This window comes from Sediminimonas qiaohouensis DSM 21189 (assembly GCF_000423645.1).
GTDB classification, from domain to species: domain Bacteria; phylum Pseudomonadota; class Alphaproteobacteria; order Rhodobacterales; family Rhodobacteraceae; genus Sediminimonas; species Sediminimonas qiaohouensis.
In genome coordinates this window covers 86,339-105,969 of sequence record NZ_AUIJ01000003.1, presented here as the reverse complement: position 1 = coordinate 105,969, position 19,631 = coordinate 86,339, and the positions used below count along the sequence as shown (strand labels likewise).

20 protein-coding genes are annotated in these 19,631 nt (G+C 65.5%); 5 read left to right on the top strand and 15 right to left on the bottom strand.

Annotation, left to right across the window (positions count from 1 at the left end; translation table 11 throughout):
* Nucleotides 1–44 precede the first annotated feature (44 nt).
* Genes G568_RS0104640 through puuE form a run of 3 tightly spaced genes read right to left on the bottom strand, consistent with a single transcriptional unit; the run spans nucleotide 45 to nucleotide 2,800 of the window.
* Nucleotides 45–530 carry an ureidoglycolate lyase gene (locus G568_RS0104640; RefSeq protein WP_026756930.1) on the bottom strand — a complete coding sequence of 162 codons (486 nt, stop codon included), beginning with the start codon at nucleotides 528–530 and terminating at the stop codon, nucleotides 45–47.
* A gap of 27 nt (nucleotides 531–557) precedes the next feature.
* A complete protein-coding gene (locus G568_RS0104635) occupies nucleotides 558–1,382 on the bottom strand; it encodes a bifunctional allantoicase/(S)-ureidoglycine aminohydrolase (protein WP_026756929.1) in 825 nt (274 codons plus the stop codon).
* Nucleotides 1,379–2,800, bottom strand: a complete 1,422-nt coding sequence (gene puuE, locus G568_RS0104630) for an allantoinase PuuE (RefSeq protein WP_026756928.1) — start codon at nucleotides 2,798–2,800, stop codon at nucleotides 1,379–1,381. Before puuE ends, G568_RS0104635 begins: the two co-directional genes overlap by 4 nt.
* Before the next feature lie 159 nt (nucleotides 2,801–2,959).
* Between puuE and uraH the strand changes: the two genes are divergently transcribed.
* A complete protein-coding gene (uraH, locus tag G568_RS0104625; RefSeq protein WP_026756927.1) occupies nucleotides 2,960–3,319 on the top strand; it encodes a hydroxyisourate hydrolase in 360 nt (119 codons plus the stop codon).
* Between the two features lie 46 nt (nucleotides 3,320–3,365).
* Here the strand turns inward: uraH and G568_RS18280 are convergent, their stop codons facing one another.
* From G568_RS18280 to G568_RS0104590, 7 genes are all read right to left on the bottom strand, one after another.
* Nucleotides 3,366–4,490: a DUF2793 domain-containing protein gene (locus tag G568_RS18280; protein WP_037373685.1), complete on the bottom strand. Its 1,125-nt coding sequence runs from the start codon at nucleotides 4,488–4,490 to the stop codon at nucleotides 3,366–3,368.
* 216 nt (nucleotides 4,491–4,706) lie between these two features.
* Nucleotides 4,707–5,759 carry a glycine betaine/L-proline ABC transporter substrate-binding protein ProX gene (gene proX / locus G568_RS0104615; protein WP_026756926.1) on the bottom strand — a complete coding sequence of 351 codons (1,053 nt, stop codon included), beginning with the start codon at nucleotides 5,757–5,759 and terminating at the stop codon, nucleotides 4,707–4,709.
* Nucleotides 5,760–5,862: 103 nt separating this feature from the next.
* Nucleotides 5,863–6,798 (bottom strand): ABC transporter permease, encoded by a 936-nt coding sequence (locus G568_RS18275; RefSeq protein WP_051202752.1) that lies wholly within the window; start codon nucleotides 6,796–6,798, stop codon nucleotides 5,863–5,865.
* Between the two features lie 14 nt (nucleotides 6,799–6,812).
* A complete protein-coding gene (locus G568_RS0104605; RefSeq protein WP_026756925.1) occupies nucleotides 6,813–8,060 on the bottom strand; it encodes a quaternary amine ABC transporter ATP-binding protein in 1,248 nt (415 codons plus the stop codon).
* A 153-nt stretch (nucleotides 8,061–8,213) separates the two neighbouring features.
* Nucleotides 8,214–8,699 carry a flavodoxin family protein gene (locus G568_RS0104600; protein ID WP_026756924.1) on the bottom strand — a complete coding sequence of 162 codons (486 nt, stop codon included), beginning with the start codon at nucleotides 8,697–8,699 and terminating at the stop codon, nucleotides 8,214–8,216.
* 236 nt (nucleotides 8,700–8,935) lie between these two features.
* Nucleotides 8,936–9,673 (bottom strand): dienelactone hydrolase family protein, encoded by a 738-nt coding sequence (locus G568_RS0104595; RefSeq protein ID WP_037373683.1) that lies wholly within the window; start codon nucleotides 9,671–9,673, stop codon nucleotides 8,936–8,938.
* A gap of 168 nt (nucleotides 9,674–9,841) precedes the next feature.
* Nucleotides 9,842–10,501, bottom strand: coding sequence for a rhomboid family intramembrane serine protease (locus G568_RS0104590; RefSeq protein WP_026756922.1), 660 nt, complete (start codon nucleotides 10,499–10,501; stop codon nucleotides 9,842–9,844).
* A 317-nt stretch (nucleotides 10,502–10,818) separates the two neighbouring features.
* Here G568_RS0104590 and G568_RS20475 point away from each other — a divergent pair, with 317 nt between their 5' ends.
* The 3 genes from G568_RS20475 (at nucleotide 10,819) to G568_RS0104575 (ending at nucleotide 12,202) form a co-directional block, all read left to right on the top strand.
* Nucleotides 10,819–11,259, top strand: coding sequence for a hypothetical protein (locus G568_RS20475; protein ID WP_037373681.1), 441 nt, complete (start codon nucleotides 10,819–10,821; stop codon nucleotides 11,257–11,259).
* Nucleotides 11,260–11,321: 62 nt separating this feature from the next.
* Nucleotides 11,322–11,735: a curli-like amyloid fiber formation chaperone CsgH gene (csgH, locus tag G568_RS0104580; protein WP_026756920.1), complete on the top strand. Its 414-nt coding sequence runs from the start codon at nucleotides 11,322–11,324 to the stop codon at nucleotides 11,733–11,735.
* A gap of 47 nt (nucleotides 11,736–11,782) precedes the next feature.
* On the top strand, nucleotides 11,783–12,202 hold the full coding sequence (locus tag G568_RS0104575) for a hypothetical protein (protein WP_051202750.1): 420 nt from the start codon (nucleotides 11,783–11,785) through the stop codon (nucleotides 12,200–12,202).
* 210 nt (nucleotides 12,203–12,412) lie between these two features.
* Here G568_RS0104575 and urtE read toward each other — a convergent pair whose 3' ends face one another.
* Genes urtE through urtA form a run of 5 tightly spaced genes read right to left on the bottom strand, consistent with a single transcriptional unit; the run spans nucleotide 12,413 to nucleotide 18,394 of the window.
* On the bottom strand, nucleotides 12,413–13,108 hold the full coding sequence (urtE, locus tag G568_RS0104570) for an urea ABC transporter ATP-binding subunit UrtE (protein WP_026756918.1): 696 nt from the start codon (nucleotides 13,106–13,108) through the stop codon (nucleotides 12,413–12,415).
* 4 nt (nucleotides 13,109–13,112) lie between these two features.
* Nucleotides 13,113–13,853, bottom strand: a complete 741-nt coding sequence (gene urtD, locus G568_RS0104565) for an urea ABC transporter ATP-binding protein UrtD (RefSeq protein WP_026756917.1) — start codon at nucleotides 13,851–13,853, stop codon at nucleotides 13,113–13,115.
* The gene (urtC, locus tag G568_RS0104560) at nucleotides 13,850–15,100 is read right to left on the bottom strand and encodes an urea ABC transporter permease subunit UrtC (RefSeq protein ID WP_026756916.1); all 1,251 of its coding nucleotides are present in this window, start codon (nucleotides 15,098–15,100) and stop codon (nucleotides 13,850–13,852) included. The genes urtD and urtC overlap by 4 nt, the downstream gene beginning before the upstream one ends.
* A 3-nt stretch (nucleotides 15,101–15,103) precedes the next feature.
* Entirely contained in the window at nucleotides 15,104–17,056 is a 1,953-nt protein-coding gene (urtB, locus tag G568_RS0104555) for an urea ABC transporter permease subunit UrtB (protein ID WP_026756915.1), read from the bottom strand.
* 54 nt (nucleotides 17,057–17,110) lie between these two features.
* Nucleotides 17,111–18,394 (bottom strand): urea ABC transporter substrate-binding protein, encoded by a 1,284-nt coding sequence (gene urtA, locus G568_RS0104550; RefSeq protein WP_026756914.1) that lies wholly within the window; start codon nucleotides 18,392–18,394, stop codon nucleotides 17,111–17,113.
* Nucleotides 18,395–18,794: 400 nt separating this feature from the next.
* Between urtA and G568_RS0104545 the strand changes: the two genes are divergently transcribed.
* Nucleotides 18,795–19,628 (top strand): urease accessory protein UreD, encoded by an 834-nt coding sequence (locus G568_RS0104545; RefSeq protein ID WP_245582880.1) that lies wholly within the window; start codon nucleotides 18,795–18,797, stop codon nucleotides 19,626–19,628.
* Nucleotides 19,629–19,631: the final 3 nt, after the last annotated feature.

Sequence of the window (19,631 nt, the reverse complement as noted above, 5' to 3'; positions counted from 1 at the left end):
TGAAAATCAACCCGTGGCGTGCCGCCAGGATGCCGCAGGCGGATCTATCGCGCGATCGTCACGGGCGGATCGAGCGGGAATTCCCGCAGGTTCGCGGTGCTGCCGATGCGGTCCACCACGGCAAAGAGGCCCGGCGCATGCAGCGGCGTCAGCACCCCGTGCCATGTGCCGCGCAGCAGGTTGACCCCCTGCCCCGGCGCAGCGATGAACGCGCGCACCGGGCCGGGCGCGCCGCCCGCGTCGGGCGCGACGGTGATCAGCCATTCGTCCTGCGCCATCGGGATGAACGCCTGCGAACCGTCGGGGTGCCGCTCCAGCAGGTCAAGCCGGTACGGCAGGTCGCGCGGCGTGGCGCGAAAGACCGAGATGCCGGCGCGGCCATCCGGCCCGAAATCAAGCCGCGCGCGATCATGCCAGCGCCCGCAAGCGCCCGCGTTGATCAACAAGTCGGGATCGCCCGCAGCCTCGAGCACGTCACCGAAGGGGGCGAAGGCGTCAGCGGTCAGCGGTTCGGTCTTGATGACGGACATGCGCGGTCCTTGCAGGAAATGGCGGTATCAGACGTTCAGCGACAGGTCGGGGTGGCGGTTCACGTCCTTGTAGAGCAGGTAGCGAAACGGCCCGTCGCCGGTGGCGATGCAGGCCTGCGGGCAGAAGGCGCGCAGCCACATGAAATCACCGGGCCCGACGGTTACCCAATCGGTGTTGAGCAAGTAGCGGGCCGTTCCCTCCAACACGTAAAGACCGTGCTCCATCACGTGGGTTTCGGCAAAGGGGATGCGGCCGCCGGGCTGAAACGTGACGATGTTCACATGCATGTCGTGGCGCATATCGCCGGGATCGACAAAGCGCGTGGTGGCCCAATTTTCAGTGCCCGGCATCGGGGTGGGGGCCATGGCCGCGTCCGATGTAACGAAGGCGGGCGGCGGCGACAGGTCGGACGCGGGGGTATAGCGTTTGCGAATCCAGTGGAACCGCGCCGGATCGTCCGTCATGTTGCGCACCTGCCAGCGCGCAGTGTGCGGCAGGTAGGCATAGCCGCCAGCGGCCAGATCGTGGCGCGCGCCGTCGATGGTCAGGCGCAAGGTGCCGGAGGCGACGAACAGCACCGCCTGCGCCTGCGGGTCAGGCTCGGGCGTGTCAGAACCGCCGCCGGGGGCCAGCTCAACCGCGTATTGCGCAAAGGTTTCGGCAAAGCCACCAAGCGGGCGGGCGAGTATCCAGGCGCGCGCATCGCGCCAGCCGGGCAGGTTCGAGGCGGTGATATCCCGCATCGTGCCCGCGGGCAGCACGGCATAGGCATCGGTGAACACCGCTTCGCTTTCTGAGGGGTCCTGATCCTGACCGGGCAGGCCGCCGGGTGGGAAGGCGTAGGAGGTCATAGCATCTCTTCCAGACGCAGGCGGGCGATACGCTCAACCTGCGTGCAGGCTTCGGCGAATTCGGTTGCGGTATCGTTGGCAAGGCGGCGCTCGAACGCGGCGAGGATGCTGGCCTTGTCATGATCGCGAACCGCGATGATGAAGGGAAACCCGTGCCGGGCGGTATAGGCGGTGTTCAACTCGGTGAAGCGGGCGCGCTCGGCATCGGTGAGCGCGTCGAGCCCGGCACTGGCTTGTTCGCCGGTCGATTCGGCGGTCAGGCGCTTGGCCGAGGCCAGCTTGCCGGCCAGATCGGGATGGGCGCGCAGAACGGCGCGGCGCGCGTCCTGGCTGGCGGCGCGGAAGGCGCGGGCAAAGGCGTTATGCAAGCCTGCCGCGCTATCGTGGGCGGGGCCAAGCTCTAGCTCATAGGCGCGCTCGGCCACCCATGGGGAATGCTCAAACACGCCGCCAAAGCGGGCGACAAAGGTATCGCGATCCATCGCCGAGGGGCGCGCGGCGCGCGGTGCGGGCGGGTGATGCGCGGCCCAGTGGCGGGCAATGTCGATGCGGCGGGGGCACCAGACATCATCGAACTGGCGGATATGATCGATGAAGCGCTGCACGCCCGCCAGCTTGCCGGGGCGGCCCGCGAGGCGGCAATGAAGGCCCACGGTCATCATCGCGGGGCGGCCTTCGTGGCCCTCGGCGCGCAGCACGTCGAAGGCATCGCGCAGGTAGGTAAAGAACTGATCCCCGGTGACATAGCCGGGGGCGGTGGCAAAGCGCATGTCGTTGGCCTCAAGCGTGTAGGGGATGACCAATTGATCGCGCGCACCGACCGCGCGCCAGTAGGGCAGATCGTCGTCATAAGTGTCAGAGACGTAGTCGAACCCGCCCTCCTCGGCCACGAGGCGAAGGGTGTTCATGCTGCATCGCCCGGTATACCAGCCGCGCGGGCGGGTGCCCGTCACCTCGGTATGCAGGCGGATCGCGTCTGTGATGGCGGCGCGCTCCTCGTCCTCGGGCATATCGCGGTGTTCGACCCATTTCAGGCCATGACTGGCGATTTCCCAGCCTGCGTTCTGCATCGCCTCGACCTGCAGGGGGCTACGCGCCAGCGCGGTGGCGACGCCGTAAACGGTGACGGGGATACCCGCGCCCGTGAACAGCCGGTGCAGCCGCCAGAAGCCGGCGCGCGCGCCGTATTCATAGATCGATTCCATGTTCCAATGGCGCTGCCCCGGCCACGGCTGCGCGCCCGCGATATCGGACAGGAACGCCTCGGATGCGGGATCACCGTGCAGGATGTTGTTTTCGCCGCCCTCTTCGTAGTTGATCACGAATTGCACCGCGACACGCGCGCCGCCGGGCCATGCCGGATCGGGCGGGTTTGGGCCGTGGCCGGTCATGTCGCGGGGATAGCGGGGCGGTTGCATCATGATCCTCTTGCGGTGTTGCGCGGCCAGTGTAGGCCGGGCACCGCGCCGCGATCTTTCAAAAAATCGTTGAAACAGTTTCCGGGTGCGGCGGGTGATGCAATCTGGCTATGGTATGAGGCACAATGCAAGCCCCGGAAGCGGATGAGCGGAGGCCACATGCCGAACGGATACCTGACCACCCATGTTCTGGATACAGCGCGCGGATGCCCGGCGGAGGGCATCGAGATCGTCCTCTACCGCATCAACGGCGCGGGGCGCAGCGAACTGGCCCGCGCGCGCACCAACGCCGACGGGCGCACCGATGCGCCTATCCTGCCGCAGGATGCCTTTGGCGTTGGGGTGTACGAGCTGGTGTTTCACGCCGGTGCCTACCTTGAGGCAAGCGGCGCGTCGGCGGATGCGCCCCGGTTCCTGGACGAGGTGCCGATCAGGTTCGGGATATCGGACGCGCAGGCGCATTATCACGTGCCGCTGCTGCTATCGCCCTACGGGTATTCCACTTACCGCGGCAGTTGATGCGACACCGCCCGCGCGGGCGGTATCGCGTGTCGTGGCGGGAGTATCAGGCCCAGCGGCCGGTGGCGCATAGCATCACGGTGAAATCATCCGCATCCGCGGCGGCCCCCTGACGGATCAGCGCGATGCCGGGCAGTGCGGCGCTATCGGGCGCGTCCATTGCGGGGCTGCACACGCGGCGCAGCGGGTCGCCCGCCACATCGCCCGATGGCACCCCTTGCGCCGCTATGACGGGCGGCGCGGCAAAACCCGCCGGGAACGTCCAGTCAAAGCCCGGGGCGGTGCGATAGGGATCGGCCCAGGTGCCGCTACCGGCGGCGGTGATCGTGCCGAGGCTGATCGCGTGCGTGCAAATCTGCGTGCCATCGGCAAGGCGCAGATACTCGCCGGTGGCGGTGCTGCCGCGTTCAATCACCGCGCCGGTCGGCACGCCGCCCGCCTGCGCCACAGCGCCCAGCAGGTTGCCGGGGCCATAACCCCAATCGGCCCGCATCAGGCGTCCCGGCGCGGTGTCATCGGCGCTTTGCTGCACAGCGGTGCCGCTGACCGCGCCGGTGGCGGCGTTCAGGCGCAGCGCCTCGTGCCATGTGGCGCCGTCTGGGCTTAGCTTGATGGTGAAATCATCGGTGCCGGTGGTGCCCATCTCGGCGCGGCCGGACCATCCGGTCTGAAACAGAAGGCTGGCGGTGTCGCCGGTGGCGGATTTGTTGACCTTGACCTGATGGCCCGCGCCTGCGTGGCTGAACAAGGTGGCCTGTGCGGCGACGGCAAGGCGGTTGACCGCATCGCTGCTGGTGGCGATGCCCAGCCCCGGCAGGTCGTCCAGATCGCGGGGCGGCTCGGCCCATTGCGCCCCGTCGAAAACGCGCAGCGCCGCCTCGGCCGCGATATAGGCCATCCATCCGGTACGCGGCGTCAGGAACACCCAGCCGCCGTTGAGCAATAGCGCCACCTTGCCATCGTGCCCGTCCCATTGCGCCGTGGCGCCGGGGGCGACGATGTGGCGGGCGCCTTCAGTGGCATCAGTGGGCGGGACGGTGCGATCACGGTCCGCGACGGCAAGTTGCGTCAGCGCATCAAGGCGCGCGATAGCCTCGTTATGGGTGACGTGTTTTTGGGCCTGCGCGGGCAGGATATAGGGCAAATCAAGATGAGGGGTGGCGTCGGTCATGGTGTCTCTCCGCAGTGGGGTTGCTGCGGCGAAGCCTTGTCAGGCGAGGTAAATTCACCGTTGATCGAGCGCGCGTAGGGGCAAGGCGGCGGCAAGGCCCGTCGAGTCCCGGCGCCGACGGTGCATGGCAAAGAAAACCGGCGCGCGGGGGGGGCCGCGCGCCGGGTCGTGCTGCGTATGGCCAGCCGCCGAGGCCGCCCCGGCCGGACCCTTTTCTTACATCTGCGCAGCCTCGCGGGCCGCCTTCAGCCACTTATCGACCTGATCTCGGTTGTCCTCGATCCAGGTGGATGCCTGCTGTTTCAGGTCTTCGGGGCTATCGGCGCCGTCGTTCATCTGCGCGTTCTGATCAAAGATGTCGCCGATCGGAATGCTGACCTGTTTCAGCAACTCGGCCGCGGCCGGGTTGTTTTCCAGGAAGTCCGAGTTGGCAACCGGCCGGATATCGTTGGCCGGCCAGCCAAGATCACAAGGCTGTTCGCCCCGGCACCCTTCAAGCCCCTCGACGGTGGTCGCATCGGCGAGGTCGGCCTGATCTTCGGGCAGCTTGGTTTCCTTCATCTGGAGCCAGACCACGTCCTCGCCCGGCGGTAGCTCACCAACGGTCCAGTTCGGGGTCCAGGTGTAGAAGAAAATCGGCTGACCGTTCTCATAACGGCCCAGCGCATCGGCCATGGACGCCGAATAACCCGCCTTGATCGCGTTGAAATCGTCATCCCAGCCGTAGGCCTCGAAGTGATGCGTGATCACCGTCTCGCAGCCCCAGCCCGGCGGACACGCGACCAGGTCGGCCTTGCCGTCGCCATTGGCATCGAAAAGCTTCTGGATGTCGTCCTTGGTCAGGTCCTCGACGTAGTTGATGTCGTGCTCTTCGGCTGTCTTCTTGTCGATCAGGTAGCCTTGAAGCGCGCCGCCCTTGGCGACATAGCCGATCTTCTCGGCGCCCTGGCTGAACGCATCCTCATAGGAATTATGCAGCGGGAACCAACCGTTGACCCACAGATCGACATCGCCCTGTGCGACCGACTGATAGAAGGGCGGGTTATCCAGCGTGGTGATACGCGAAACGTCATAGCCCAACTCCTGAAGCAGTTGGCTATACACCTCGGCTTGCCACCAGCCGGTATCCCAACTGGCCCGCGCCATGTCGATCGTGGTGCCGGAGCCCGGCTTCATGTGCGCATCGGCGTTGGCGCTAATCGGCATCGCCATCATCGCGGCAGCGGCTGCGCCGGTCGTCATCTTCAGGATCGCTTTCTTGTTAATCATCTTGAAAGTCCTCCTTTTTCTAGTTTGCGTCGCGGAGCGCTCAAGCGCGGCCCGCGGCAATGATGCGGCCCGCCGGCAGCGCGCGCGGGGCCGCCAAGGATCGTCAGGACACGCGCCGCCCGGTCTCGGGCGATGTTGCCGGTGTCCCTAATCTGAAGAACGACTTGAGCGTCTCCAGAAAACCCGGTGTTTTCGTCGGGGAGTCACTGCCCAGCGCCTGCGTGATCCGGTCAAGGATCATCGCCAACAGGACAATGCCCAACCCGCCTTCGGTCGCGGCGCCAACGTCCAGGCGGCCAAGGCCGGTATAGACTGTCAGGCCCAGCCCCCCGGCCCCGATCAGCGCGGCGATAACCGCCATCGACAGCGCCAGCATCAGGGTCTGGTTCAGACCGGCCATGATGGTGCGCAGAGCCAGCGGTAGCTGAACCTCCCACAGCACCTGACGCGGCGACGAGCCAAAGGCAAAGGCCGCCTCGATCAAATCCTCGGGCACCGAACGGATGCCCAGGTTGGTCAGGCGGATAATCGGTGGCAGCGCGAAAATGATCGTGGCGATGATGCCGGGTGCCATACCCACCCCGAACAGCATCACGATGGGGACAAGGTACACGAAGGGCGGAATCGTCTGCATGATATCCAGCACCGGGCGGAGGCCCTTTTCAAACCCGTCGCGCCGTGCCGCCGCGATGCCCAACGGCACGCCCACGATGGCGCAGAACAACACCGCCGTCAGGATCATCGCCAAGGTGGTCATTGTCTGGGTCCAAACGCCGATAAGGTCCACGATGGCCAGACTGATTAGCGTGAACAGCGCCAAGCCGCGGCTGGCCACGGCCCAGGCGACAAGCGCCACGGCGATTGCGAACACGGGCATCGGAATGGCCTGCAATGCCATGTCCAACCCTTCGAGAACGACGGTAATCGGAACCTGAATGGCCTGGAACACGTCGCGGAAGTTGGGCACAAGCCAGCCCTTGATCGCCGACTCGACCCACGTATCAAGCGGGATTTCGAACGTGTCGGATGGTTGCCACATGGTGTTCCCTCCGGTCAGGCCGACAGGACGGATGCGGCCTCGGCGGCCTCCTTGTCCGCCGGTGCATCTTCGTGCTGCGGCGTGTTGTTGTCCTGTGCGAGCAGGTCAAAGACCGACTCGGGTGTGACGACCCCCACGAAGCGCCCATCGCCGTCAATCACCGCGACAGGCAGCCCAGACGCACAGGCGCCATAGATCGTGAACAGATGCGTATCGGGGCGGGCCGTGGGGGCATCGGGGCTCATGACATCTTCAAGCGTTGCATCGCCGTTGCCTTCGGTCTCGGCCAAGGCCCGGCGCGTCACGATCCCGGCCAACTCACCGCCTCGCATGACGTGCAGGGCATCGCGGCTCAGCTCATCCAGGCGGCGGCGCGCATCGGCCACGCCATCCTGAGCCGGGTCGAGCGATTCAGGTGCCTTCATGACGCTTTGCACATCGAAAACGCGGGCGCGGTCAACATCCTGCGTAAAGGCGGCGACGTAGTCATCGGCGGGGTTACCTACAATTTCCTCGGCAGTGCCGACCTGCACGAAACGGCCCTCTTTCATGATCGCGATGCGATCACCCAGGATAAGGGCCTCGTCCAGGTCATGCGTGATGAAAACGATGGTTTTCTTTAGCTCGCGCTGTAGCTCCAGCAGCTCGTTCTGCATGTCGCGGCGGATCAGGGGATCGAGCGCCGAAAATGGCTCGTCCATCAAAAGGATCTCGGGATCAACGGCCAAACCGCGCGCCAGCCCGACGCGCTGCTGCATACCGCCGGACAGGGCCGAGGGCCGCCGATCGGCCCATGCCGACAGGCCAACCTTATCCAGCGCGTCAAGCGCGCGCTTGCGGCGCTCATCGGCGGAAACACCCGCCACCTTGAGCCCGTATTCCACGTTCTCGCGCACGCTCTTGTGCGGGAACAGCGCGAAATGCTGGAACACCATCGCGACCTTGTCGAGCCGCAGCCGCCGCAGTGTGGCCTCATTGGCGCGGCGCAGGTCTTCGCCATCGACGAAGATCTCTCCATCGCTGGCTTCGATCAGCCGGTTCAGCATCCGAACCAGCGTCGATTTGCCCGAGCCAGACAGGCCCATGACAACGAAAACTTCGCCTTCTCCGACGGTGAAATCAACCGACTGCACGCCAATCGTCTGCCCGGTTTCGGCGAGCACATCATCTTTCGTCTTGCCATCGCGGATCATGGCAAGCGCCGTGTCCGGATCATCTCCGAACACCTTGGAAAGGTTCTTTACTTGAATTTTATCGGTCAAGCGTGGCCTCCCATTCCAGTGAGCAGGAGTAACGCGGATTCGCCGCGCGCTTGGCGTTGAATGTAATTTCTGTTCAGTGATTTTACAACCACCCGCAACCTGAACCGACGACGAAGCGGGCCGCGACGTGTATGAAAAACAGGCCCTGCGCGGCTAGAACGCCCCCATGCTCAGGCCCGCCGCCATCGCCTCGCCAAGGTCGCGGCAGTGCGCGAGTTCGTCCTCGGGAATGGTCTTTTCGGCCAGGATTTGTTCGGGCGTCTGGGCATGGGTGCAGATGATCAGCGGCGGCTGCACCTCCTTGAGGCGCCAACCTTGGGCAATGCGCGCGGTCTGACGCGCGGCATTTTCCCCGTCGGATCCGGCGCATACCATTTGCGCATAGGGGCGCGCCTCGATCCGGCCGAGAACCGGATAGTAGCATCGGTCGAAGAATTCCTTCATCTCCCCCGCGATCGCCGCCAGGTTCTCAGGGGCGCAGAAGATATACCCATCGGCATTCAGAAGGTCATCCGGCCCGGCCTGATCGGCGGTCTTGAGTGTGGTATCTGCCTCTGATCGCGCGGCGGCGGCGGCGGCTTCGGCCATTTGGCGGCTGCCGCCTGTGCGTGAGAAATAGACGATCAGCAGCTCCGCCATGGCGCCCCCAATGCCGTGCTATGCGCGCGCGCAATCACGCGGCGGGGAAATGATGTCCGCCATCCAGAAAAAGCGATTATTTTCTCGACACTTGAGCCTGGCGGGATCTTGATGGTGACCGCGACCCGGGGCTTCGTTTTGTGGCGACATGTGGGGCACATCCGGTGACTGTAGCGGAATGCACAAAGAGCGTCGAGCGCCGGGTCGTGGTCACCAGTCGCCGAAGGGGGCTGCGCTCACTCGGAAGTGCGGTCTGCCAGAAAGGCCGTGAAGGCGGCCCAGCTCGCCGCATCGGCGCGCGCGTTGTAGCGATCCGAGCCAAACACGGTGAAGGCGTGCGGTGCGTTGGAATAAACCTCGATCGTGTAGGTGTTCCCGGCTTCCTCAAGCTCCGAGGCGAGGCCGGTGACATCTTGTAGCGTGATCGATGTGTCGGCGCCGCCATGCATCACCAGCAGCGGCGGCTCGTCCCCATCCCAGGACTGGCCTTCGGGCGTCGAAAGCCCGCCGTGGAATGTCGCGTAGCCGCGCGCCTCCGCGGTCATGTCGCTGCGGGCCATTTCCAGCGCCACGGCCCCGCCAAAGCAGTAGCCAATGACCACCATGGCCTCGGCCTCCGACCGCTCGCGCGCTTGGGCCACACCGGCTTGCAGCAGCGCACGCATGCGGGTGCGGTCCTGGTAAAGCGCGCCGGTCGCCGCGCGGCGGTGATCGACCGTTTCGGTTGGCGTGTCGTCACCGAACATGTCGAGGGCGAACGCGTCATACCCCATCTCGGCCAGCATGTCCGCGCGCTTGCGTTCATAGTCCGTCAGACCGTCCCAATCGTGCACGATCAGAACAAGGCCCTGCGGATTCTCCGCGGCGGCCCAGTAGCCGGTCAATGCATCGTCGCCGACCGAGTAGGAAACGGCATCCGCGATCGCGGGTGTTGCAAGCAAGGCGGTTGCTACGGCGAAATACTTGATGTTCATTTCGGGTCTCCCTCTGCGTTGGCTGTCTTATCAGTTGTGGCGTTCGGGTGTGTCGTCCCTTGCAATATGGATCGGTGGATGCGTCTGGCAATGCTGTTGCGTGCGTGGGGCAGGTAGTGGCCGCCGTGAAAGACGGCGGCAGTGCCACGCGCCAGACCTCGGCGTCCGTCAGCGCCGTGCGAAGCTGTGCCCTGAAAGCCAGCCGACGATCCATCCGCCGAGGTGAGCCTGCCAGGCGAGGCCACCAGAGAGGAAAGCGAACAAGGCGACATTGGCGGCGACAAGTGCCAGGATTGCCATGAGAACCGGCTGCACCGCCAAACCAGATTGCCGCCGCATCCGGTATTCCGCGGCTTGCCACAGGCCGATCAAGCCGAAGGCTGCGCCGGAGGCTCCGATCATCGGTCCGGCGCCGGAGGACAAAAACCCGAAACATGCCGCGCCCCCGACAGCCGCAAGGAACAGCACCAAAAGCGTCCTGGCCGCGCCAATCTGCATCGAAATGAGTTTTCCCAGCGACAGCAGGATGACGCTATTCAGGGCAAGGTGCATGAACCCGCCATGCAAGAAGGCGTAGGTGATGAACATCAGAACGGTCTGGCCGGGATAGGCCGGCGATGTCGCGCCAGAAAAAACCGGCTGCCAGAATGCCCCAAATACGAAGGCGGGCCATCTCAGGCTCTCCGACCCGAAAACGCCAGACTGCGAAAGACTTAGAATCACTTCGATCGCAGTCATGATGCCCACGAGGATCCACAGGAACCCCGGCGCACCGGCCTGCGGCGCTTGTCGGGGCGGTTGCCGGTCTCTTGGGGATGAAGCGGTCATGGTCGGTAGATAGCCCTTGCCGATACAGGAGCCAAGATCAAACCGGCCGCGACCGCCTTTCGCATGGCAGTTGGAATGGCGGAAAATCAACGCATTGCGCGGGTTTGTCATCGAATAACACGATCCCCGACAGGCCCTGTGATCAGCTAACACCGGCGCGGCTATCGGATGGCATGGCGGCGATATTGGGTATCTGGGGCAGCCCGGGGCAAGGTTTGGTTATCGACACGGCGCAGGCCACGACACGCCACGAAAGGCAGGCACACAGCGCCGGGTCGGGAGAAATCGGAAACCTTTTACCCACGGGAGACAGACCAATGACCATCACAACCACCATTCGCACCGCCGCCTTTACCCTGATGATGGGGGCCGGCTTTGCCACCGCTGCCGCAGCAGGTGGCAACTCCGTTGTCATCGAGCAGTGGGGCGCCGGCAACGCCGTCGGTGGCGCACAGTCGGGCCACGGCCAGCGCCTGTCGGTTTATCAGGACGGCTGGAGCAACACCTCGATCAACACCCAGGACGGCAACCACAACCGCACCGTCGTCGGCCAGCGCGGCCATCGCAACACGGTCGATACCGATCAGCGCGGCAGCGACAACATTGCCGGTGTCGCGCAATTCGGCGGCCACAACGACGCCGAAGTCGATCAGCGCGGCCGCCGCAACGCCGTCGGCGTGATCCAGGCCGGCCACGGCAACAGCGCCCAGAGCACGCAGCGCGGAAACGGCAACGTCGCCGTCATCGTGCAGGACTGAGCCCGCTCGCCGGGGCGGCGGTACCTGCGCCGCCCCCGACACCTCACCAAGGGAGATACGCCATGATACCCTTCACACCCCATACCGCCCTCGCCGCCGCTTGCGCGCTTGGCCTTTCGGCCGCCGCGTTCGCATCGGCTAGCGGCGGATCCGGCTCAGGCCACACGGCCGAAAACGGGCCGGTTCGCTGCGAGATCGCGGTCAGCCAGTCGGGCAGCAGCCTGACTTACCGCGCCCGCGTTCACGCCGATCATGCCGTCGAAGGCACGTACCGGATGACCATCAACCGGGTCGGCACTACTGGCTCGGCGATGATTGATCAGTCGGGCCGCTTTTCGGCGGCGCCGCGCCGCCCGGCCGAGCTTGGCCAGGCCACGCTTGGCGGCAACCGCGCGCAGTATAGCGCCGAGCTGTCGCTTGACTGGCAGGGCCAGACACTGACCTGCACCGACCACCGCGGCACGACCGATCTGTGATCGGCCGCGCGCGCCACCTCACCAACCAGATCCAAGGGAGACACGATATGAAACCCGTCATCAGCACATTTTCCGCCATCGCATTCGCAGCCGGGCTTGCCCTGTCGGGCGGGCTTACTGCCCCGGCCCAGGCCGGCGGCAACCTGAGCGTGGAACTTACCCCCCGCAACGCCGAAGAGGAACGCGCCATGCGCGTCGGCCTGGGCATCTATGCCGTTGTCCAGAACGCCAAGCAGGCGGCCAACGTCAACCAGCGCGGCAACGGCAATGCCGCCGCCATCGGCCAGCGCGGCAATGGAAATTACGGCGCCGTCCATCAAGAGGGCGACGGTCACGACGCGTCCCTGCGCCAGTCGGGCAACGGAAACGCCTATGGCATCTTCCAGTTCGGCGACGGCGCAAGCGGCCACGTCAACCAGCGCGGCAATGGCGGGACCGGCATGCTGATCCAGTATGGATGGAAATAAATGACGCGCAGCAAACACGCGCAAGACAGCGCCATGAAGGAGGGGACGCAACCACCGTTGTGTCCCCTCCTTCGTTTGGTTGGCCCTAGAAAGGGTTTGTTGATGGTGTGAAGGTCCCCGTGTCCGAGGGTGCCACTATCGGAACCTATGTTGCGAACGCTGCCGATGCCCCGGCCTCGGCACTTTGATAGGTCACGCACTGGGTCCGGATCAGACCGAGACAGCGGCGCGCAGATCGTCCTTGGACAGATCGCGCTTTGGCCCCTTCAGGCGGACCGTGCCGCGTTCGAGCACGTAAAATCCGTCGGCGAGGCCATAGGCGAAGTCGAAGTATTGCTCAACCAGCACGATCGCCATGTCGCCTTGGTCACGCAGGTATTCGATCACCTCGCCGATCTGCTGGATGATGTTGGGCTGAATGCCCTCGGTGGGCTCATCCAGCAGCAAAAGACGGGGCCGCGTGATCAGCGCCCTGGCGATGGCAAGCTGTTGCTGTTGGCCACCGGACAGATCGCCACCGCGCCGGTTGGCCATTTCGGCAAGGACCGGGAACAGCTCGAATATCTGATCGGGCACGCGCCGCTCGGCCCGATCGAGGCAGGCAAAGCCCGTCTCGAGGTTTTCGCGTACGCTCAGCAGCGGGAAAATGTCGCGCCCCTGCGGGACATAGGCGATGCCGGCCCGCGCCGCGGCATAGGCGGTGAGGCCGCGCAACTCCTGCCCGGCCAGTGACAGGCGGCCGCCGCTGGCCGGGTGCCGCCCCGAAATGGCCTTGAGCAGGCTGGTCTTGCCCACGCCATTGGTGCCCATCACGACGGTGACGGCCCCGGTCGGTGCCGTCATGTCGATGCCGTGCAAGATCTGGCTCTGGCCGTAATGAAGGGTCAAGTCGCGTGTTTCCAGCATCGGTTTATCGCCCCAGGTAAACGTCGATCACGTCGCGGTTCTGCGTGACATGGTCGAGTGAGCCTTCCGCCAGCACCGCGCCCTCGTGCAGCACCGTGACCTTGCAGCCCAGGCGGCGCACGAAGTCCATGTCGTGTTCGACCACGATCACCGCGCGGGTCCGGGCCGCGCGCTGCAGCAACTCGGTGGTGCGCTCGCGCTCGATCAGCGTCATGCCGGCCGCCGGCTCGTCCACCAGCAACAGGCGCGGCTCTTGCGCCAGCAACATACCGATCTCCAGCCATTGTTTCTGCCCGTGGCTGAGCTCACCGGCGGGACGCTGTAGCGCATCCGAAAGCCCGATCTCGTCGGCCAGCGCCGCGATGCGCCCGGCTGCGGCGCTGCCCTCGCGGTAGAACAGCACCTTGAACGGACCGCGCGGGTTGCGCAGCGCCATCGCGAGGTTCTCGCGCACGGTTTGCGCCTCGAACACCGTCGGTTTCTGGAACTTGCGCCCGATCCCGGCGCGCGCGATCCGGCTTTCGGACATCGACAGCAACGAGACGCTTTTCTCGCCCCACAGGACGCGGCCGGTATCGGGCCGGGTTTTACCAGTGACGATGTCCATGAAGGTGGTCTTGCCTGCCCCGTTGGGGCCGATCACCGCGCGCAGCTCGGGCTCGGCTATTTGCAGCGACAGGTTGTTGATGGCGCGGAACCCATCAAAACTGACGGAGACGCCGGAAACCTCCAGAAGCGTGTTCATTCGGCAGGCCCCTCTTCCTTGCGTTTTGCGCCGTCATCGGGGCCGTAGTCGCCCACGCGCACCGGCGCGACGCGGTGCGCGACAAGGTCGAACAGCCCGCCGATGCCCTTGGGAAAGAACAGCGTGACCGCCACGAAGCCCACGCCGAGCAGCACCAGCCACCAGTCGGTCCAGCGGATCGTGTAAACGCCCAAATCGACATCAGGCGCGCCGCCCCCGGTGAACCAGCTTGACAGCACCGACACCAGCGCCGCGCCGATGACGGCGCCGTAAAGCCGCCCCCGCCCGCCGATGGCCACCCAGACGGCCAGGTAAATCGACGCGATCGGCGCCACCTCGGCGGGGTTGATGATGCCCGCCTGCGGGTAATAGAGTGCGCCGCCGACCCCGGCGACCACCGCCGTCAGGGTGAACACGAACAGCTTGTAACCCTCGACATTGTAGCCAAGGAAACACACGCGCGCCTCGTCGTCGCGGATGCCCCGGATGACGCTGCCTATCTTGCCCGAGACCACCCAGGCAAACAGCAGGTATCCCAACCCCAGCGCCAGCGCCGACCCCCAGAAGAACCAGATCGAAACCTGCGCCTGCGGCACGCTTTCAAGCCCGGGCAGGTTCTGCAGCCCCGACAGGCCGTTGTTTCCGCGCAGCCCGCTGTCGTTTTGAAACAGGTAAAGCGCCAGTGCCAGCGTCATCGCCTGCGTGAGGATCGACAGGTAGACCCCCGCGACCCGCGCGCGAAAGGCCAGCCAGCCAAAAACCAGCGCCAGCAGCCCCGGCACGAGCACCACCATCAGCAGTTGCAGTGTCAGGCTGTGCGAAAATGCCCAGATCACCGGGAAGTCGGTGGCGCCCACCACGCCGAAGATCTGCGCGCCGATGGCATCCTTGATCTCGGTCCCGGTGGGCGGCAGCACCTCGTTGGTCATCTGGTCAAGCACGATCTGCTCGGTCCGGGCATACATCAGCCACATGCCGATGGCATAACCGCCCAGCCCGAAGAACGCGAAGTGGCCGAGGCTGAGGATCCCGCAATAGCCCCAAACCACATCCATCGCGATGGCCACAAGGCACAGGCACAGCATCTTGCCCAGCGTCTTGACGAAGGAGGTCGATATCAGCCCGACGCCCGTCGCCTCGGACAGCACGGTCACGCCGAGGGTGAACAGCGCCAGCGCCGCGATGAACCACAGCACCGAAGGGTGGCGCGCGGCGAAGGGTCTGGTGGGTGTCGCTTGGTCGGGCATGGATCAGTCTCCTGCGGCGCGGCCCTTGAGGGCCATGATGCCCTTGGGCCGGACCTGTATGAACAGGATGATGAAAAGGATCATGTAGGTCTGCGCCGCCAGCGTGTTCGACGGGTTGAACCACTCGATCCCCTTCTGGAAGAAGCCGATCATCGTGGCCCCCGCCAGCGCGCCAAAGACGTTACCGACACCGCCCACGACCACCGTCATGAAGCTTTGTACGATGTAGTCCTGCCCCATTTCCGAGGTCACCTTGGCATAAAGCCCGATCGCCACCCCGGCGATCCCTGCGATGCCCGAGCCCAGCCCGAAGGTCAGCATGTTGATGCGGTCGGGGTTGATCCCCATCGAGGCGGCCATGCCGCGGTTCTGAGTGACCGCGCGCACCTCGAGGCCCAGCCGCGTGCGGTTGAGCACGAACAGCAGCAGCCCGAGGAACAGCAGCGCCAGAACGAAGATCGCGATGCGGATATAGCTGATCTGTATCACGTCGTTGATCACGAGCGCGCCGTCCAGCCACCCCGGCGAGGTCAGCGGCCGCGCCTGCGTGCCAAAGATGTTCTTGGCCAGCTGCTGTAGCGCAATCGAGATGCCGAAGGTGGCCAGCAACGTCTCAAGCGGCCGGTGATAGAGCCAGCGGATCACCAGCCGCTCCATCGCGACGCCGGCGCCGAAGGTCACGGCGAAGGCCAGCGGCAGCGCGACAACCAGCGATAGCGTGTAGTCGGGCACGACAAGTTGCACGAGGTAGCCGGTATAGGCCCCCATCATGATGAATTCGCCGTGCGCCATGTTGATTACCCCCATAACGCCAAAGGTGATGGCCAGCCCGATCGCCGCGAGGAAATAGATCGACGCCAGCGACATCGCGTCGAGGGTCAGATCCACCGCCTTGCCCGCGGCGAGGCGCATGGCGACGGACGCCTGCGCGTCGCGTGCGGCGTCGGTGATGCGGCTGTCGACCTCGCGGTAGACCTCGAAGAATACGTGCTCCTGCAACGCGCGGGCCTGCTCGGCGGGCGTGACCAGCGGCGGCACCGCACCATCCGTCGCCAGCACCTTGTAGGCGCGCACGCGGGCCGCCTGCGTGTCCAGTTGCGCGACCGGCACGCCACCCACCCGCGCGCCGTCGATGCGGGCCGCGAGCGCGTCGCGGATGTCCGCAGCGTTGACCACGGCGCGTGCGCGCCCCGCGTCCACCAACCGCGCGTACGCCTCGGCGCGGCTCAGATCATCCGATCCCGGCTCAAGCACCCGGGCGATGTTGGCATCGCGCGGCAGTGCTTCGGCTACGCCGGGGCGCGCTTCGAGGATCTGGCTCAGGACCGCGCGGGTTTCGACGCTGATGTCGTCCGACAGCCCCGCGATCGCGGCGATCCGCGCATCGGCCACCTTGCCGTAGCGCGCGACCAAGTAGGCGGCCAGCCTGGTCTTGCGGGCCTTCAGGGCCGGATCGGTCTCGCCGGGTATCGCGGCCTGCAATGACTTCAGGTGCGAGGGTTTCAGGGACCGGCCGATCGCCTGAACGGCATCGCGGCGCTTTTCGATGTCCGGATCGGAAAGCTGGAACACCACAAGGGCATTGCGGATCTCGCGACGCACGCCGCCGTTGGGCTTGACCTCTTCGATGGCGTCCCTGGACACGCCGGTTCGGACCGTTTCCGCGCCAGGGATGGCGAAGAGCGTGTAGGTGTCGTCCTCGGCTTCCTCGGCATAGAAGAATTGCCCGTCGGACACACGAACCGCGACTTCCTTGTCCTGCCAGCGTTCAAGAAACGTCTGAACGCCCGGCAGCCCCGAGGCCAGCAGATCGTCGAGCACCACGCCCACGGTGCGCCGGCCCGGATCGGCGACCTCCGCGTGGTGGGATTGCAGGACCTTCTGAAGATCCTGCGCCCGGCCCGTGACCGGCAGCAGAACGGCACAGACCAGCGCCAGCATGATGAAGCGAAGCATGAGAGCCCTCCGAAAGAGCACCGGGGCGCGGATCGTCCGCGCCCCGGCCACGGATCAGTAGTTCGACTTGATCTGAACGCAGGACTCGGAAGTGCTGTCGTACATGCCGCAGCCCAGTTCCGGCCAGTTCGAGACCAGCTTCGCAGAGTCGGGCAGGAAGTCCGTCCATGCATCGCCGGGGACCTCGTCGGTCTTGCTGATGATGTCGAACTGCCCGTCGGCCTGGATCTCGCCGATCAGCACCGGCTTGGTCAGGTGGTGGTTCGGCAGCATCTCGGCGGTGCCTCCGGTGAGGTTGGGCACGGTCTGGCCGTACATCGCCGCGCGCACGGTATCCACGTCGGTGGTGCCCGCGGCCTCGACCGCCTGGATCCACATGTTGAACCCGATGTAATGGGCCTCCATCGGGTCATTGGTCACGCGGCTTTCGTCGCCGATGAAGGCGTGCCAGCTATCGATGAACGCCTCGTTCTCGGGCGTTTCGGCGGACATGAAGTAGTTCCACGCGGCCAGGTGTCCGACCAGGTTCTCGGTGTCGAAGCCTGACAGTTCCTCTTCGCCGACCGAGAAGGCGACCACGGGGATGTCCGCGGCGTCCACGCCAGAGGCGGCGAGTTCCTTGTAGAAGCCCACGTTGGCGTCGCCGTTGATGGTCGAGATCACGCCGACATTGCCACCGCCGGCCGCCAGTTCCTGCACGTCCGACACGATGGTCGACCAGTCGGAATGGCCGAACGGCGTGTAGTTGACGAAAATGTCCTCCTCGGGGATGCCGTTGTCCTGCAGGTAGGATTGCAGGATCTGGTTGGTGGTGCGCGGATAGACATAGTCGGTGCCCAGCAGCGCGAACTTGTCGATGCCCAGCTCTTCGAGGAAGTAATCGACCGCCGGAATCGCCTGCTGGTTCGGCGCGGCGCCGGTGTAGAAGACGTTCTTTGAGCTTTCCTCGCCCTCGTATTGCACGGGGTAGAACATCAGGCCGTTGAGCTCTTCAATGACGGGGAGCACGGATTTGCGGCTAACACTGGTCCAGCTGCCGAAGATCACGTCGACCTCCTGCACGGTCAGCAACTCGCGCGCCTTCTCGGCGAATAGCGGCCAGTCAGAGGCGGGATCGACCACCACCGGCTCGATCTCGCAGCCCAGCACGCCGCCCGCGGCGTTCTGCTGATCGATCAGCATCAGCATGGTGTCCTTCAACGTCGTCTCAGAGATCGCCATCGTACCCGACAGCGAATGGAGAACGCCCACCTTGACCGGGCAATCCTGCGCGCTAGCGGGTGCGGCCATCGCCCCCAAGGCGGCGGCGGTGAACATGCATTTGGTAAGTTTCGTCATTTTTTCTTCTTTCCGCGCGGGGCGGGCCAGTGCGATTGCGCATCAAGGCGCGATCACTTAGCGTACTCCCCGCGACGCTTTGCGTTGCATTTCGTGTGGCGACCGTTTTCGTGGTTCAGACGGGCGGCCGTCACACACCCTTTCCCTGTTTCCAGACGCCCCGCGGATCGAGGCCCCCGAACGTTGCCGCAATGCAGCATGTCCGGCAAATGCTTGACCTGGTGATCGCGCGGCGCACCGCGAGAGTGATGAATTTTTAGCGCCCCAGCCGGTGAATCGCGCAATAATTCAGCAAGAAAATCAGGTCCGGTACAAAATTTGCAGCTTTTGGGTGCCGTTGGCGGTTTGCTGTGCTTCGACAGAACGGAGCACGCACAAAAGGACCAACGCCATCACGCTCGTGACACCGGACATCGCCCCAGACGCGCCCCGCGCCCCGCGTCCCCAGCGCACGCGCGGGCGGCTTCACGTCGGCGCCGCGCGCCGGGCGCGCACGACGCGGCTGGCCGCGCTGGATCAGTCCGGTGCGCTCAAGTCCGTCTTTCCCCGGGCGCACGACAGGCTTGAGGCGATCATGGTGAACACCGCGGGCGGCATCACCGGGGGCGACCGGCTATCCGTCTCGGCCACGACCGGGCCCGGCGCGACGCTGTGCCTGACCACGCAGGCGGCCGAGCGCGCCTACCGCGCCGAGGGGCCGGTGCCGGGTCGGGTCGAGACCCGGCTTGACGTCGCAACCGGCGCAACGCTGTTCTGGCTGCCGCAGGAGCTGATCCTGTACGACGGCTGCGCCCTTGAGCGGCGCTTGACCGCGGCGCTGGACCCGGCGGCGCGGCTCTTGTTTGCGGAACCGGTCCTCTTCGGCCGCGCGGCCATGGGCGAGACGCTTCGCACGGGCCTGTTCCGCGATCGCGTGTCGATCACCCGGGGCGGCAGGCAGATCTATCGCGATGGGCTGGACCTGAGCGGGGCGATCACGGATCGGCTCGCGCGCCCGTCCGTCGCTGACGGCGCGGCCGCGATGTGCAGCCTCGTCTATGCCGCCCCCGAGGCACAGGCAGAGCTGGCCCCGCTGCGCGCCCTGCTGCCCATGAGCGGCGGCGCGAGCCTGCTGGCGCCCGACCTGCTGATCATGCGGGTGGTGGCGGCGGACGGTCACGCGCTACGCCAGACCCTGTTGCCGGTGCTTGACCGGCTGACCGGCGACAGCCTTCCCAGATCATGGAGACTTTGAGCG